We start from the raw sequence: 15,782 nt of genomic DNA on the forward strand, positions 1-15,782 counted from the left end.
ATAAAGAAAACGGAGAAAACAATGATTACTTTAAAATCAGCACGTGAAATTGAAGCAATGGATAGGGCAGGGGATTTTCTTGCTAGCATTCATATTGGTCTACGTGACCTCTTGAAACCAGGAGTAGACATGTGGGAAGTGGAAGAGTATGTGCGTCGTCGTTGTAAAGAAGAGAATGTCCTTCCCCTTCAGATTGGGGTTGAGGGAAGCATTATGGATTACCCTTATGCGACATGCTGTGGCCTTAATGACGAAGTGGCACATGCCTTTCCACGTCACTATATTTTGAAAGATGGTGACCTCTTGAAGGTTGATATGGTCTTGTCAGAACCTATCGATAAGTCAGTCCTTGATGTGTCAAAATTGGATTTTGACAATGTTGCTCAGGTTAAAAAATACACGGAATCATATTCTGGCGGTTTGGCTGACTCATGTTGGGCTTATGCGATTGGAACGCCATCTGACGAAGTTAAAAAACTTATGGAAGTAACACGTGAGGCTATGTACCTTGGCATTGAACAAGCGGTAGTCGGTAACCGTATCGGTGATATCGGTGCAGCTATCCAAGAATACGCTGAAAGTCGTGGTTACGGTGTTGTTCGTGATTTGGTTGGACACGGAGTTGGACCAACAATGCACGAAGAACCAATGGTGCCAAACTATGGGGTGGCTGGACGAGGTCTCCGTCTTAAAGAAGGAATGGTTTTGACTATCGAGCCAATGATTAACACTGGTACTTGGGAAATCGATACTGACCTTGAAACGGGTTGGGCTCACAAAACTCTTGACGGTGGACTTTCTTGTCAATATGAGCACCAATTTGTTATCACTAAGGATGGTCCAGTAATTTTGACTTCTCAAGGCGAAGAAAGAACTTACTAATATGAAACGACAAGGCTTAATGTCCCGTCTATTGGATAAACTCCAATGGCGCCCTTTGCAGGTTTATCTTAGGCATTATCGTAGTGCAGAGATAGATATTTCAACTATCGCAGTGGCTTACTATCTCATTTTGACGGTTTTTCCGCTTATTGTCATTGCGGCAAATGTCTTTCCCTATCTGAATATTGATACGACTGATCTCTTGAAGTTTATGAATGAGCACCTTCCTAAGCAGTTCTATGCACCTGCAGCCAACGTTGTTCAGGATATCTTCTCGACACCTTCTGGACAGTTGTTGGGAGTTGCCTCTTTGACGGGATTCTGGACAATGATTAAGTCCTTGTCTTCGCTTCAAAAGGCGATTAACAAGGTATATGGTGCTTCAGAACACCGTGATGTCTTTATTAGTCACATTGTTGGTGGTTTCATGAGTCTGGTCATCTTGTTCCTGCTCACCTTTGCACTAATGCTGTCTACGATTATTCAGTCGGTCCTTAGAGTTATTACACAGACCTATCCTATTGGTTCCAAGATGACTCAGTTTATTTTAAATAGTATCCAGCCTCTGAGTATTGCAGTTGTCTTCCTGGGAATGATGGTACTTTATTTTGTGCTTCCGAATGTGAAGATTCGAAAAATCCGCTATGTTATGCCAGGGACTATCTTTACGACTTTAGTGATTGGCTATTTAAGCAACTTGTTTGGAACTTATGTGATTCGTACCTTGAGTCGATTAGTTGATATCAAGTTATTTGGATCCATTATGATTTTCGTCTTCATGCTTTGGTTCATCTTCTTGGCCAGGATTTTGATTTTGGGGGCCATCTTTAATGCGACCTATCAAGAGCTTAGACAAGGTGAACTGAAAAGTAGGAGAGGAGATGTGATTACTATTATTCAGAGCTTTTCTGGAGATGGTAGTGACAGCAAAAAAACACAAAAAAGATGAGGATGATTCCTAGATGATAAAGAGAGCTTGGTGAGATCCAGGCTCTTTTGACGGGAATATTATCCTTTGTTGATAATAAAAAGATAATGATTATGGAGGAAAAATGAAAAAACAAACTGTTCGTGATTTAACACATATTGCTATTGTGGCAGCTCTTTATGTAGTCTTGACTGTTGTGCCACCTTTTAACTTAATTTCGTATGGTCCCTACCAGTTCCGAATTGCAGAAATGTTCAATCTGTTAGGATTTTATAATCGCAAGTATATCATTGCCGTGACTTTGGGCTGTGTGATTGCTAATTTCTTTAGCTTTAACATGATTGATGTGGTTGTCGGAAGTCTCTCGACACTGGTCTTTGTCGGTTCAGGTGTTTATTTCTTCGACCGATTTAAGAACCAAGATATTTTAGGTGGACTTTTTGACAAGGCTCATGTTTACTTTGCCTTTTACTTCTCATTCTTCATGGTGACAATTGCAGCTGAGTTGACCTTGGTTACTCAGGCACCATTTTGGGCAACTTGGTTCACTGTTGCTATGGGAGAATTGGCTTCTCTCTTAGTTGGTGCAATTCTTATTAAGAAATTGGCCAAAGTTATTGATTTTGTTTCCTAAATTAACGTCTGTAAAGGCGTTTTTTTCTGCTTTTATGTTAAAATATCCACCACTCACCGAGCAGTCCATCTGTTATTAGTTTACGAGCGAGGTAAAACCTCGCTCGTTTTATAGTTCTCCAATAAATCGGTAATGAAGTTCAATCATGACTTGGCGGTTCTTGCCACGTCCTGTTGGCTGATGGACGATAATTTTGTCGATTAGCTCATTCACTAACTGAGTCGTCAAGGTTTCAAGGTTCGTGTATCGGCGAATGGTTTGCATAAATTTGTCGACATTTTCCTTGGATTCAGTTTGGCTAATCAAAACCTCTTGAAGCCTTACAATTTGCTGGTTGAGTTCAACTTGCTCGCTCTCGTAGCTATCTGTTAACTTGCGAAACCTCTCATCGCTAATCTCGTCCAGCAGTTGCTTTTCATAGAGTTTTTGGATAATAGTATCCAATTCCTTCGAACGCTTCTTGAAACGAGATAACTGTTTACGGAGACTATCTTGTTTCTTAATCTCTTGAATATCAAAGCGAGATTTCAGCTTTTCAAGAAGCTGTTTCTCGTCAAAATGAATGGCTGAGATTAGTTGCTGGAGGTCTTTCAAAACCAACTCCTCTAGAACTTCTTTCCGAAGATAATGTAAGCCAGAACATGTATCACCAGCCCGACGGTAGTGATAACACTTATAGTGGTCAAGATTGATGTCGTTTTTCTGTTGTGGGCAAAAACTAAGCTTGTGTCCATTCTCACAGAATACTAAACCTGCAAATAGATTTTCGTGACCAGGCTTATCTTTCCAATTGTGTCGCTGGCTAACTCGCTTATGACCGAGCATTTTACGAGCCATTTCAAAATCTTCTTGTGAGATAATTGCCTCGTGAGTGTTTGGAAAAATCAACCAATCTTCTCGAGGTCGCAATCTACAACTTCGTTGTTTGTAGGAAACTTTTGCTGTTTTCAAATTGATGGTCGCCCCAGTGTACTCCTCCTTTTCGAGCATCTGGCAAATCATCTGATTTTTCCAGTAATAAGGGTCTGTTTCAATAATCCGATAATTCGAAAGTCCCAACTTTTTCTTGTAATTAGCAGGGGTCAGAATCTTGTCTTTTCGAAGTCTGCGAGCAATTTCCATCAATGACATTCCTGCTAAATACTCCTTAAATACTCGTTTCACAATTTGGCTGGCGTACTCATCAATAATCCATTCTTTGGGATTTTCTGGATTTTTGAGATAGCCGTATGGGGCAATCCAACTGATTTTTTCGCCAGATTTTGCCTTGGTATGCTTGGATAACTTAATCTTTTCGCTACATTGGAGCGAATACCAGTTGTTAAACAAGGATACTAGAGGTGCGAGATAAGCGTCTTGGCTGTTACTTTTTGAGCTATCCAGATTCTCATTTAAAGAAATGAAGCGAACGTTTTTCGATGGAAACGTGATTTCTGTTAGCTGTCCAGTTAAGAGGTAATCTCGACTGAGGCGGCTCAAATCTTTCACGATAACCGCTTGGATTTTACCAGATTCAACCAAGTTTATCATCAGTTGAAAATCTGGTCTCTGAGCATTCGAACCTGAGAAACCATCGTCCACAAAGAAGAATGGATTTGGCAAATTTTCACGCATAGCCACTTGAGCGAGAATTTGTTTCTGGTTGGAAATAGAGTTACTCTCGCCCTCGTTGGCGTCTTCAGCAGACAAACGGCAATAGAGTGCAGTTATCCTGTCCGGCAAAATATTCAAATTCTGTGTTTTGATATCTTTAATTGTCAATGTACTTTTGTTCATAGCGTGCTCCTTTCGATTCACCTATAACCCACTGACATGATAACTCTGTTGGGCTAGGAAGTCCAGTTAATCTTTCTCCAGAATCAAGCGTTGGAGTTTCTTTTCAAGACTATCTTTTCCTGTAAACTTTCGCACTATCACAACTGTCACTTTGCCGATTTTAAGTTTCTGTTCTTTATTCATCACGTCCTCCTTGAATAAAATCGGGTAATTCCTCTAAAGTAACAACAGTGAAGAGCTCCCAGTAAGCATTTAAATCCTCCTTGATACGATTCAATATTGCTAGCTTGCGTTTCTCATCTGGTACAACCCAAATCACCAAAGGGAAAATCTCATTTTCTCGTTGTTCAATTCCAGTGTTGAAATATTGAATATACTGTTTACACTTGGCAACCACTCTACCAATGTGTTCGGTTGCGTTATCCGCCTCGAAGAAATAGCTATCTTCGAAATCTCCAACGGTTAATTTTGTGAAAGCGTCGGGCTTTAGTGTAGAGTTGGAGAGTAGGGTCTCAAAGCTCCGCCAGCATTTTGGTTCAAAGGAAAAGGTTTCGAGAGTGATTTTCTTTTCTAAATCTAAGGTTTTCAACTCCACGAAAATCTGCATAACAAAGAGTTGGTGTTTCAGATGATGTTGTGTCGGTTCATATTTATTTTTGAAACGAAGTTTGACGTTTGGTTCAATCTCATGCAACACCTTAGTCCCTTTGTGTGTTAGATACCAAATATACGAGCCACTCCCAGCACGTATACCGCCAATTCGCCGTTCAAGGTGGGCGATGAGCCCTAAGTTAGATAGTTTCTTGGTAAAAAGGTTAGCTCGCCTTGTGGCAGTTTTAAGAGTGTTGTCTGGGAAATACAGCCGAACAATTTGTTTGGTTGTGATATAACGACAATGATTAAGTAAACTTAACAGTTCATAATCTTGTTTAATCAGTTCCATTTTGTACCTCCTTTTTCTTCCTGCCAATGTTTGAAATTGGTTTGGCTGGTTTTTTGCGTGGCGGTTCTTCTCTAAGAGTCGAGCCGTATCGTTTGAAACTCTCACCATAAATCTCGTCTTTCTTTCGAAAAGCTGGTGGCGCTGGCAAAGTTTTAACAGATAGCCATTTGAAAGTATTCTTTATGATTGAGACTCTAGCATAGACCTGAAAAGGCGGTAATTTGTAGAAATCTTCATCGGAGAGTTCAGGGACGAGTCCAGCTAATTCCTTCGCCTCATTCATTGAGAGTCCAAAAATAATCTGGTTGTGGCAGTTGGCGTAAATGGCGTGGCGGAGCTGTTTAGACAACTGTTTTGAAAACTGATTCGCTAAAATATAACCAACACCAAGGCTTCGAGACATAGAAAGTGCATCGTCCAGAGAAACTGGGAGCTTGAGGTAATCTGCTACTTCGTCAATATAGATGAAAACTGGCTTGCGAAAGGATTCTTTGGCTCTGAGAAGCGTTAATTGATATAAGCACCCTAACAAGATTGCTCCAATAAATTTGGCATTTTCTGAGCCGATAATTCCTTTATTCAAGGGAACTAATAATAGTTTTGACTGGTCGAAGATGTCTTTTAAAGAGAAATTGCTTGAAGATTTTCCTAAGATTCCTCGAAGGGCAGGGCGAAGTAAAATCCCTCGAAATTTATTGAGAACGGGTGAAATCATGGTCTGTCGAGCAGAGTCACTCAAACTGTCATAACCTTGCCAAAAATCCAATAAAAATGGGTCTGAGATACCTTTCAGTAACTGATATCTAAAACTTTTGTTAGTTAAGAGTGGTACTAAATCAAGTAAAGTCGATCCGTGAACTTTTGCCAGTGTGTGAAAAGTGTGGGAGAGAATATCTTGTGTGTAGACACCCCAGGAGTCTTCGAAAATTTCTTGAAAGACACCAAGTAACATATCTGCAACTAATTCTGCTGGAACGCCGAAAGCGACTAAATCAAATGGGTTGATTGAAATGGCTTTCCCAGTTTGGCTAGGGTCTAAAATGACCGTATCTTGGTCTCGTCCCTTAGGGAGCCTCTCTAAAATATCTGAGACAAGAGTTGCTTTTGGGTCAATCACTACAGCAGAGCGATTTTCTTTAGCATCTGCCAAGATGAGGTTAAGCATTGTGGTTGATTTTCCACTTCCAGTTCCACCCAAGATCCATGTGTGAGACAGTCCGCTTTGAGCTGAAATTCCCACAAATCTTGCTGGATTTTCTAAACTTAATCCAAATGGTCTTTGGACTTGATGAGATAGTCCAAGTGGTGGTAAAATAGCTTTAGGCGAAAGAGGTAAAACGCCTGTGTATGGAGCATTGCCAGCTGGTAGTAGAAAGAGGCTGGCGAGTTCAATGCTTGATACAATCGTTTGGAAGTGCCACGGAATCATGCCGTGGTTTATTTTTTCGCTTGAAGTTGGCTTTGCAGAGAACTTTGCCTCAGCTCGCTCCAATAGTCTAAAGGAGGATAACAAACTCTTCAGTAACTGAAGTTCTCGTGGCTTGCTTTCCGCTTGAAATCCTAAACGCATTGACAACTGAAACTGGCTATGATGAAGCTTTTCTTTAAGGAGCGTTTTTTCATCTGATGACAATTTAGGAATATTACCTGTCACAGTTTGCCAGAAAGTTGTGTTTGGGTTTGGTAAATCTTTAGGAAGAGGTTTTGGAGATGTCGATTTTCCAACAACCAATTGAATGATGATAACTTCATTCTTTCGAAGTAAGCCAGAATGCGAGAGGACAGTGCGCACCAAGTTTTCTGTTTGTTTGGTTTGGAGGGCGAAATGGTTTTTCGAAAGCGTTAAGTGGTACGCACTGGCAACTTTCGAACGTTTTGCGCTATCGAAACGGACAGAATGATGAGCGGTCATCATACTTTTGAGAAATTTGATATCTAATGGGTCGGCGCCAATCAGGAAGTCGGCTTTATTTTGTTTTAATCGAATTTCCCAAATGAAAGGCTGTCTGCGTGAAAAACCATTGAGCTGTGCCATAAAATCACAAACCGTTTCAAATGCGAACGGTCTTGTCCATTCAACACGTTGCCAAACTAATGAGTGTGGTCTTTTCATATTACCTCCATTTACTTTTGTTTAGAAAGTACTTGCCAATTAAACCAACTGTTAATATTCCCCCAATCAGCAATACAAGAAAGAGCCAAATATTTTGAAGTAATAGCGCTCCTTGGTAAATTAGCCACGAGCCGAAGAAAAACGAAACAGCGAGACTTAGAAATTTCTTCATTCATCATCGCCTCCGTTAGTGAAATCTCGAGCATTTTCAGAATACTCTGGGACGGGATAGTTCGGAATGATAATGTCACTTTTAATTTCATTACCCCAAATGCTCCAGTTTTTATCTGAGGGAACAGGACGGCGTGCAAAGAGCTCTAAATAATCTCCATCTGAACAGCGTTCGATAATCGAATAAACTTCTTCAGGCTTGTGAGAATGGTCTTGAACAGGGAACATTCCCCAATTCATTTGCCCTTTGAACTTGATAGGAGCTTTGCCTCGTATCGCAAAAATCATTTGTTCGGTACAGTTTCGAAGGTAATTTCCTAATCCAAGTCGAGGTTTCACCCAAGTAAAGATGGATTTTGGTTCGAAGCCCCAAGCGCGCACTACTTCGAAAGATTGTTCGAGGGCGGCAGGGTATGTCCAGAGCCAGAGGTAAGCATTGTCTTCAGCGAGGTCTGCGACTGGCATATTTTTGATAGCTTCCAAGCTCATCAAATTGTAGTGCCTACTCGCACCAAGCTTGCCTTTTTGTGCAATCTCCCAAGGTGGGTCTGCGAGGATAGTTTTGAATTTCTTTGATGCGTGTTGTTTGGTTTGCTCTTGTTGTGTTTTCATTTGAAAATCCTTTCTGTCTTGTTAGACGCTCCAACTATACTTTAGCTTTAGGGTATTTCAAATCATAAGTATTTTGAACTTTTGGAGCGATGCGAAAGCGATGAACAGTGGTCGGGTGAGCTAAATTCGCTCGACTTGTTCGTTGTTGTAAGAAATACAACGTCCTATCTTAAAATCGCCTCCATTCATTGTTGAGAGTTTCCAGTAGCTTTTTCTGTGCTATCAGGAAATCTTCGTTAATAGCTTCTCGGGTTTCTAGAAATTCTGCCAGAGCAATTTCGTCTTGCGAGTAAATTTCTGTTGGATTGTTCGAAGTTGTCTCATCTTCACCGTATTCCAATAAGACTAATCCGAGAAAGAAGAGAACAGCGAGCACCAAGAGAGCGATAAGATACCAATTCATAGTCACCTCCTATTTGAAACGTTGTGCTGAAGCATAAGTGAATGCCTTGATAATGAAGTCTGTCCGACCTTTTGCTTGTGGATTTTGTGCCAAGATATGACTTTCTAACTCCGAAAGGTTAGCAATCTTATTTAAGACATCTTGAGCCAATAGTTCGTTGGCTTGAATGACTGCCATGTCTTGGTTGAGCTGGCGAGCAATTGCCATTTTCTGTGGATTAAGTGTTGAAATTGGCAAGACTTCTGGGTTTTGAGAGTTTTGTGGTAGATGTGACATAGTGGGTCTCCTTTTGATATAATTCAGTTAGCTAACTTGGTTATAGTATAACAGGTGTAAAGAGTTATTTTTTGCCAAAGTCTTGCGATTTGATTGCTAAAAAGGAGAGGTGATATGTTTACGATTAAAAAGTTACTTCATCTATTAGAAAAAGAAAATCACAGCTGGAAGAATCCAACTGCAATGACAAAAACCATTTTGATGGTACTTACGGATTATCATTATCCTAGCGATATTGCTTCGAAAGTTTTTTCTGGTGTCAACCAAGGTCGAAACATTTACAATGATATAACTGATATTCTCTCTGAGAAAACAATTGATACTTATTTGTCAAAAGTTGAAACAGGGCTACACAACCAAAACTTCAGAAATGGTAATTTTGATAGCTTGAAGATGGTTGAGGAGACATATCGACTATTGAAAGACTCTACAAACTTGAATCAAGATATTTACCGAGGTTTGCTTAAGTCTTATGCTAAAAATAAAGACAATAGACCGTACTTATTCTTAGCGGAGTGCTTTTACTATGCTTTAGCTTCTCGACATGATAAAGCTATAGGCTACAAAACAACAACAATTCCTGTAACAAAAAATCCTCCAACTCTGCCAGCTTGGGGAGATGAGTTGGAGGAGGCGACACTCAATGAAGCTCTTCCGCCTAAATTTTGGGCAACTATTAAGCAAATGACTATCAAGGAAATTACGATTTTTAAATCTTTAGCAAAGCTGGCTGTTATTGACGAAGATGGGGAATATTATCTCTACGCTCCAGTAAGTAATGAGGAAGTTGAACTTTACAAAGATTTTGGGATTGGCAATGCGGAATTTCTTTTGATGGAAGAGTTTGGACTTATCAATATCGGGGCGAGAGTAGATAACACCATTTCTGTAAAAAGTGATCCTGCTGGATTTCAGAATGATAATCTGGTTTTTGCGTTTACAACTGAATCTAAACCTTTTGATATACACTTTAATAGTTATTCATTTACAACCGTCGGTTTAAAACTTTTGGAAATTTTAGAGGTGAAAACAGACAATGATTTCTTTAGAAAATTGTGTCAATTATTTGTTCGGCAACACGTTGATTTACCAATTGATTTTTATCTTGCTCCAGTTGAGGTAATGGAGGATGCAGAAAGTATGGAGGAGTTGGAAGAATATCGGTTGAGGTAGTTCTAATCGTTTCATTACTTTACAAAATCTAAAGCAACTTTTGGCAAAATTCTTGTTCGGTTTCGCTATCAATAATCGCTTGCGGTTTTGTGCTAAATTTTCTAATTGTAGCATTAATTTCGTCTATTTCAGTATGTTTGGTAAATTGCTCGAACCTCGTTATCTTAAACCCCATAACGCTATTTTTAACGGTTAAATTGTTAAGGAATACTGGTAGGCTGATAGCGGGCAGGTATGCCCCAAGTTCATCGAACTCCCACTCTGACATTTCTGGTATCAATCCCCAAAAGGTTTGTTGGCGGATTCTATTGCCAAGTTTTGTTAATTCTTGTTTAACGTTATTTTCTAAAATAATTGATTGTTTTAAATTAAAACTTAGTAAATACTGAAAGCTTGGTGATGTTCGCCTTACTTAAATTTTTGGTTTATGGCTCAGCTTAACTGTTTGAATGCTGGAATTTATATTTTCTATTCATTTATCGAAATAGTACCCAGACGTCCTGAAAATACCTCAGAATAGATAATAAGTCGCCTGACGAAACACCTAAGAAACGGCGACACTCTGCCAACCAAATCTCACGCGAAGCGAATAGCGATGCGAACATTAAAAGCAAGTAAAACGGCTGAACTTCTCAGCCGTTTTCGTATATGTTGTCCTACTTTTCAAGGCTATCTATCGCCCAAATTTCAGCCGTCTGAGACATTAACTCTCGAGTGTAATCTGAAGAGAACTCAGTTTGTTCAATCTTGTCCAGTAGGGTATTAACTTCATATGGTGCTTCGAGCTGGCAGGTGTATTGCAGGACTTTATCATCGTCCAAATCGTAAAATGCTTCGAAAGTTTCTTTATCCTCGACTAGTCCTCCAATCTACCTTAAAGTTATCAAAACGAGACTGTTTAATTCTATCTCTAACTTCCAGTTCAAGATATGCTTGATGGTAAACATCTGGAAGTCATTCGGTACTGTTTAATCCAGCGAACGGTACTTATTTTAACTTTTCCATAAAAATCTCCTTTCGAGTTAGGTTGATGCTCTCAGAAAATAACTCTTTTTGCAAGAAAAGTCCAGTGTTTTTCTGAAGAAACTAGCATTTACGAAGTGGCAGGAATATTATGAAAACGTTCTCTAGATATGCTATAATAGAACGAGTAAATTAAATAAACCCGAAGGGTACCCTTCCTTTATTATATTCATAATAAAGGAAGGGTACCCTTCCTTTATTATATTCATAATAAAGGAATCCTATCAGCCCTTCAATATTTTCAGCTGAAAGGTATACCAAAATATGAAGAAAGAACTGGAACGGCTTCTGGCACAAAATGACACCTTTATGGTGGAAGGTGTGCTCAATAAGAATAAATTAGCAGAGCTGGCAAGACAATATAATCCTGAACTTCTCAATCTCTTGATGAGTGATGAGAAAATCGCAAATCATTTCTTTTCAAGCCTTGAAACAGGTGTCTTAGTCTTTAAGAAAGATGTCTTTTTACAGTTTTTGAATAACAAGGAGTTTCTCCCTGACAGCTTTACAGCTTACAAGACGAAAATCGGTTTAGCGACAGGCGACAAGTACATTTCTGAAAATCAAGAAGTTGTTCTGAATTTTCCATACAAAGACTGCGTGCTGGAGGGTGGACAGACTAAGGACGATGCTAAACGCCAAGAGATTTTCTTTAACGAAACGCTTGCTCCAACGGAAATTAATCGTTTACTGGATGATAAGGTCTTGACTAACTTTAAACGCTATGACGAAACTGGCGAGCATAACGTGGAAGAGATAAAAGATACTGATAATCTTATCATTAAAGGGAATAATCTTATCGCTCTGCATAGTTTGAAAAAACGCTTTTCTGGAAAAGTTAAGTTGATTTATATTGACCCACCTTACAATACGGGAAATGATAGTTTTAAATATAACGACAAATTTAATCATTCTACTTGGCTTTCTTTTATGAAAAATCGGCTGGAAATTGCGAAAACATTATTGGCTGATGACGGCGTATTATTTGTTCATTGTGATTATAATGAAGATGGTTATTTACGTGTTTTATTAGATGAAATTTTTACAGAAGATAATTTTGTTGCAAATATTACAGTACGTTCAAATTCTATTTCAGGCAATAAAACTCAACATAAAGAAAAAACAATTTTAAAAAATAAAGACACTATTCTTGTTTATAAAAAAAATTCTTTAAAAATAAATCCACAATATACAGCAAAACAAAAATGGGATACACATTACAACGCCATTTTAATTAGCGAAGATGGGAAGCTAAAACCCAAAAAATTACTTGAACACTTAATTGAACATAAAGTTTTAGATCCAAAGGAAAAAATTACTGAAAATAGTTGGGGTAATGAAAAATTTAGGAATTTTTGTATTGAAAATATGAATTTTATTTATCGGATAGTTAATTCAATTTCAGAAAGCTTAAAACAAGAAAGCTTAAAACAAAAAGATACCGTTATTGTAAAAAATAATGATGGAGATATTACTTATGCCTTGAATGGAAAACGCCTTTCAACATTAAATAAAACTATCTTAAATATGAATGGAAAAATGGAGTTAGTACAATTATTAGGTGATTTATGGGGCGATATAGATTTTCAAAATACTCAAAATGAAGGTGGTGTCAGTTTTCCAACAGGAAAAAAACCAGAAGCCTTGTTGCGCCGAATAATTGATATGACAACAAAAGAGGGTGACGTTGTCCTAGATTACCATTTAGGTAGCGGTACAACCGCTGCCGTTGCCCACAAAATGAATCGCCAATATATCGGTATTGAACAAATGAGTTATATTGAAACGCTCGCTGTTGAACGCTTAAAAAAAGTGATTGAAGGCGAGCGAGGTGGTATTTCCAAAGCTGTGAGTTGGACTGGTGGCGGTAGTTTTGTTTACGCTGAACTTAAAAATGACGCCCAAGACTTCAAAAATGCTATTTCCGAAGCGACAACAACAGAAGAACTTCTGGAGTTATTTGAAATGGCGAAAAAGTCATCCTTCTTGTCTTATCGTATTGACCCTAAAAAATTAAAACAGACTGACTTTGAACTACTTTCATTAGCAGAACAAAAGCAAATACTATCTGAAATTATAGATAACAATAATCTCTACGTGAATTACTCTGATATTGATGATAGGGACTATGGGATTTCAGATGAGGATAAAAAGCTCAATCACGCTTTCTACGGAAAGGAACAGTAAGCCATGCCTTTCATTTACGAAACCTATGACACCGTCAGTCGCTCTGGCTTCAAAAATTTTCGAGTAGATTTGCCAGATTACATTACTAAAAACCTGAAGCACTCTTTACGTCCTTATCAAGAGGAAGCAATTGGACGGTATTTATATTATAAAACCGATGAAAATCGTGCTATTCCAGAGCAAGTTCTCTACAATATGGCGACTGGTTCTGGAAAGACACTTTTGATGGCAGCAGTCATTTTGGAAAAGTATCACCAAGGCGAGCGGAATTTCATCTTCTTTGTCAATAACGACAATATTCTGACGAAAACTAAGGATAATTTCTTGGAGAGTGCTTCTGGAAAGTATCTCTTTGCGGAGAAGATTGTCATGGACGGGCAAATCGTGACAGTTCGTGAAGTGACGGATTTTTCAGATAGCTGTGGCGACAGCATCAATATCGTTTTTACCACCATCCAAAAACTTCACCAAGATTTGAACATCCCTCGAGAAAATTGCCTTTCATATGAACAGTTCAAGGATATTTCCGTAGTTATGCTGGCAGATGAAGCCCATCACTTGAACGCTGGACTGAATACAAACGAGAAAAAAGACAACACTAGCTGGACGGCTACCATTGAAGCTATCCAGGAAACCGCTAAAAAATCCAGTATTTTTGAGTTTACGGCAACGATTGATCTAACCAATCCAACCCTAGCTCAAAAGTACGAAAAATCCTTGCTTTTCAAATATGATTTGAAGGAGTTTCGACTGGACAAGTATTCGAAAGACGTTCTCTTTCATCTGGTGGATGGCGAAGTCAAAAATCGCATGCTGCAGGCTATTATTATCAGCCAATACCGCAAGAAAATAGCGCTAAAAAATGGCATCAATCTGAAACCTTTGGTCATGTTCAAATCGCAGAAGATTGCTGAGAGCCAAGAAAATTTGGACGAATTTTTGAATTTGCTGGAAAATCTTGTACCTGCTGATATTCTAGCCCAGCAAAAACTAGTTTCAGAAATGGATGAAAAATCCAGTATCTTAAAAAAAGCGTTTGCTTTTTTCGAAACAGCTAGTATTTCTGATGCTGACTTGATTGCAGAGCTTCAGGAAGATTTTCGACAAGAACGCTTGCTATTAGTGGACGGAAAAAACAAGAACAAAGACAGCCTCACTCTCCTCAATACATTGGAACAACCGACAAATGAAATCCGTGCGATTTTTGCCGTGGATATGTTGAATGAAGGCTGGGACGTTCTCAATCTTTTCGATATTGTCCGACTTTATGACACCCGTGATGGAAAGACCACAAGAAACGGATTTATTGCTGGAAAAACCACCAATACCGAGAAGCAGTTGATTGGCCGTGGTGCCCGTTATTATCCTTTTGTGATTGGAGATAATTTTGATGAAAAATACACTCGAAAGTTTGATGAGAATGAAAACAACGAACTTCGAGTGATTGAACAACTTCATTATCATTCTGCGAACAACCCTCGCTATATTTCAGAACTCAAGCAAGTCTTGCGTGAATCTGGGATTTATGATGACCAAAATCTGGAAGAACGTGAGCTCAAGCTTAAGGACTCTTTCAAAAAAACTCGAACCTATACAGATGGCGTCGTTTGGATGAATAAACGCCTCTCTTATGAGCAACTACTTGAACAACGTCAAGGAAGTCTGTTTGATACAAATTTCATTCCTAAATCTTTCGAAGTTAAACTCCCAACCAACGGAGTGCGAGATATCGAGGCATTTGATGAAGGAAATTATGTTTCAGATTCATTAGAGGCGATTACCTTCAAATTTGGCAAAGTTATCAGCAACAATATTGTCAGAACGGCTATCAATCGCAATAGAAAGTTCTCGTTCGATAATCTACAGAAAGCTTTTGTAGGATTGCCAAATGTTGCTGGATTTATCGATATGCTTTCAGATATTGATATTCGAGTGGAGTCAAAGTATAAACGAGTGAATGATTTAACTCCAGACAACAAACTTTATATTACTGAAAAGCTTCTCCATTATATTGAAAAAGATTTGATTGCGACCGAGGAGCGTTTCTTTGGTTCAGAGAAATTTGAACAGTACAAAATTAAGGATCTCTTTGAAGATAATATTTTGCGGAAATATACTATTAATCACCAAAGTCAGGCAGAGTTCGGTTTGTCCCAGAAAAATTCAGCCGAGACACAATATTTCGAGGACTTGGATAATCTAAATTGGTATGCTTACAACGACAACTTTGGTACAAGCGAAGAAAAACTTCTCGTTCGCCTGGTTAAGGATTTAATGGTTGAACTTGAGGAAAAATGGACGGATATTTACTTGCTTCGAAACGAAAAAGCTGTGAGAATTTATAGTTTTGACAAAGGACAGGCTTTTGAACCAGATTTTCTCATGTTTGCTAACGACAAGAAAACGGGTAATGTTTCTTGGCAGATTTTCATTGAACCAAAAGGTAGTCAATTCTTGGATTCGAATAATACTTTCAAAAATAGTAAGGAAGGCTGGAAACAAGAGTTCTTGCGTCAAATCTCTGAGCGAGACGAGGCAAGAACCTTGGTTGATGATGACCGTTATCGCATTGTTGGCTTGCCGTTCTTTAATGATGCGGTAAGTAAGGATGAGGTTAAGGAACAACTACGGACCCTTTAATACATAACGGGAGTTGGAGAT

The 15,782-nt window shown here is 38.8% G+C and carries 11 protein-coding genes and 1 pseudogene; 6 read left to right on the plus strand and 6 right to left on the minus strand.

Translation table 11 applies throughout. The features are described from left to right. The first annotated feature begins 21 nt into the window (after positions 1-21). The 3 genes and pseudogenes from AX662_RS04640 (at position 22) to AX662_RS04650 (ending at position 2,444) form a co-directional block, all read left to right on the plus strand. Positions 22-882 carry a methionyl aminopeptidase gene (locus AX662_RS04640; RefSeq protein WP_004183173.1) on the plus strand — a complete coding sequence of 287 codons (861 nt, stop codon included), beginning with the start codon at positions 22-24 and terminating at the stop codon, positions 880-882. Between the two features lies 1 nt (position 883). After that, positions 884-1,844, plus strand: a pseudogene (locus AX662_RS04645) (YihY/virulence factor BrkB family protein). Positions 1,845-1,934: 90 nt separating this feature from the next. Beyond that, a complete protein-coding gene (locus AX662_RS04650; RefSeq protein ID WP_004183169.1) occupies positions 1,935-2,444 on the plus strand; it encodes a QueT transporter family protein in 510 nt (169 codons plus the stop codon). A gap of 108 nt (positions 2,445-2,552) precedes the next feature. Here the strand turns inward: AX662_RS04650 and AX662_RS04655 are convergent, their stop codons facing one another. From AX662_RS04655 to AX662_RS04680, 6 genes are all read right to left on the minus strand, one after another. Continuing rightward, positions 2,553-4,220 (minus strand): recombinase family protein, encoded by a 1,668-nt coding sequence (locus AX662_RS04655; protein ID WP_004183168.1) that lies wholly within the window; start codon positions 4,218-4,220, stop codon positions 2,553-2,555. Between the two features lie 175 nt (positions 4,221-4,395). Further along, positions 4,396-5,163, minus strand: coding sequence for a replication-relaxation family protein (locus AX662_RS04660; RefSeq protein ID WP_004183166.1), 768 nt, complete (start codon positions 5,161-5,163; stop codon positions 4,396-4,398). After that, entirely contained in the window at positions 5,150-7,276 is a 2,127-nt protein-coding gene (locus AX662_RS04665) for a type IV secretory system conjugative DNA transfer family protein (protein ID WP_004183165.1), read from the minus strand. Before AX662_RS04665 ends, AX662_RS04660 begins: the two co-directional genes overlap by 14 nt. A 168-nt stretch (positions 7,277-7,444) precedes the next feature. Further along, entirely contained in the window at positions 7,445-8,059 is a 615-nt protein-coding gene (locus AX662_RS04670) for an MT-A70 family methyltransferase (RefSeq protein WP_004183160.1), read from the minus strand. 169 nt (positions 8,060-8,228) lie between these two features. Continuing rightward, positions 8,229-8,462: a hypothetical protein gene (locus tag AX662_RS04675; RefSeq protein ID WP_004183159.1), complete on the minus strand. Its 234-nt coding sequence runs from the start codon at positions 8,460-8,462 to the stop codon at positions 8,229-8,231. Positions 8,463-8,471: 9 nt separating this feature from the next. After that, the gene (locus AX662_RS04680) at positions 8,472-8,738 is read right to left on the minus strand and encodes a hypothetical protein (protein WP_004183157.1); all 267 of its coding nucleotides are present in this window, start codon (positions 8,736-8,738) and stop codon (positions 8,472-8,474) included. 114 nt (positions 8,739-8,852) lie between these two features. Here AX662_RS04680 and AX662_RS04685 point away from each other — a divergent pair, with 114 nt between their 5' ends. The 3 genes from AX662_RS04685 to AX662_RS04700 all read left to right on the plus strand — a co-directional run bounded on the left by AX662_RS04685 (position 8,853) and on the right by AX662_RS04700 (position 15,761). Continuing rightward, on the plus strand, positions 8,853-9,911 hold the full coding sequence (locus tag AX662_RS04685) for a DUF2806 domain-containing protein (protein ID WP_060971752.1): 1,059 nt from the start codon (positions 8,853-8,855) through the stop codon (positions 9,909-9,911). A 1,287-nt stretch (positions 9,912-11,198) separates the two neighbouring features. Further along, a complete protein-coding gene (locus AX662_RS04695; RefSeq protein WP_004183151.1) occupies positions 11,199-13,121 on the plus strand; it encodes a DNA methyltransferase in 1,923 nt (640 codons plus the stop codon). A gap of 3 nt (positions 13,122-13,124) precedes the next feature. Further along, positions 13,125-15,761 (plus strand): DEAD/DEAH box helicase family protein, encoded by a 2,637-nt coding sequence (locus AX662_RS04700; protein WP_004183149.1) that lies wholly within the window; start codon positions 13,125-13,127, stop codon positions 15,759-15,761. Positions 15,762-15,782 lie beyond the last annotated feature (21 nt).

Source organism: Streptococcus sp. CCH5-D3 (genome assembly GCF_001556435.1).
GTDB lineage: Bacteria > Bacillota > Bacilli > Lactobacillales > Streptococcaceae > Streptococcus.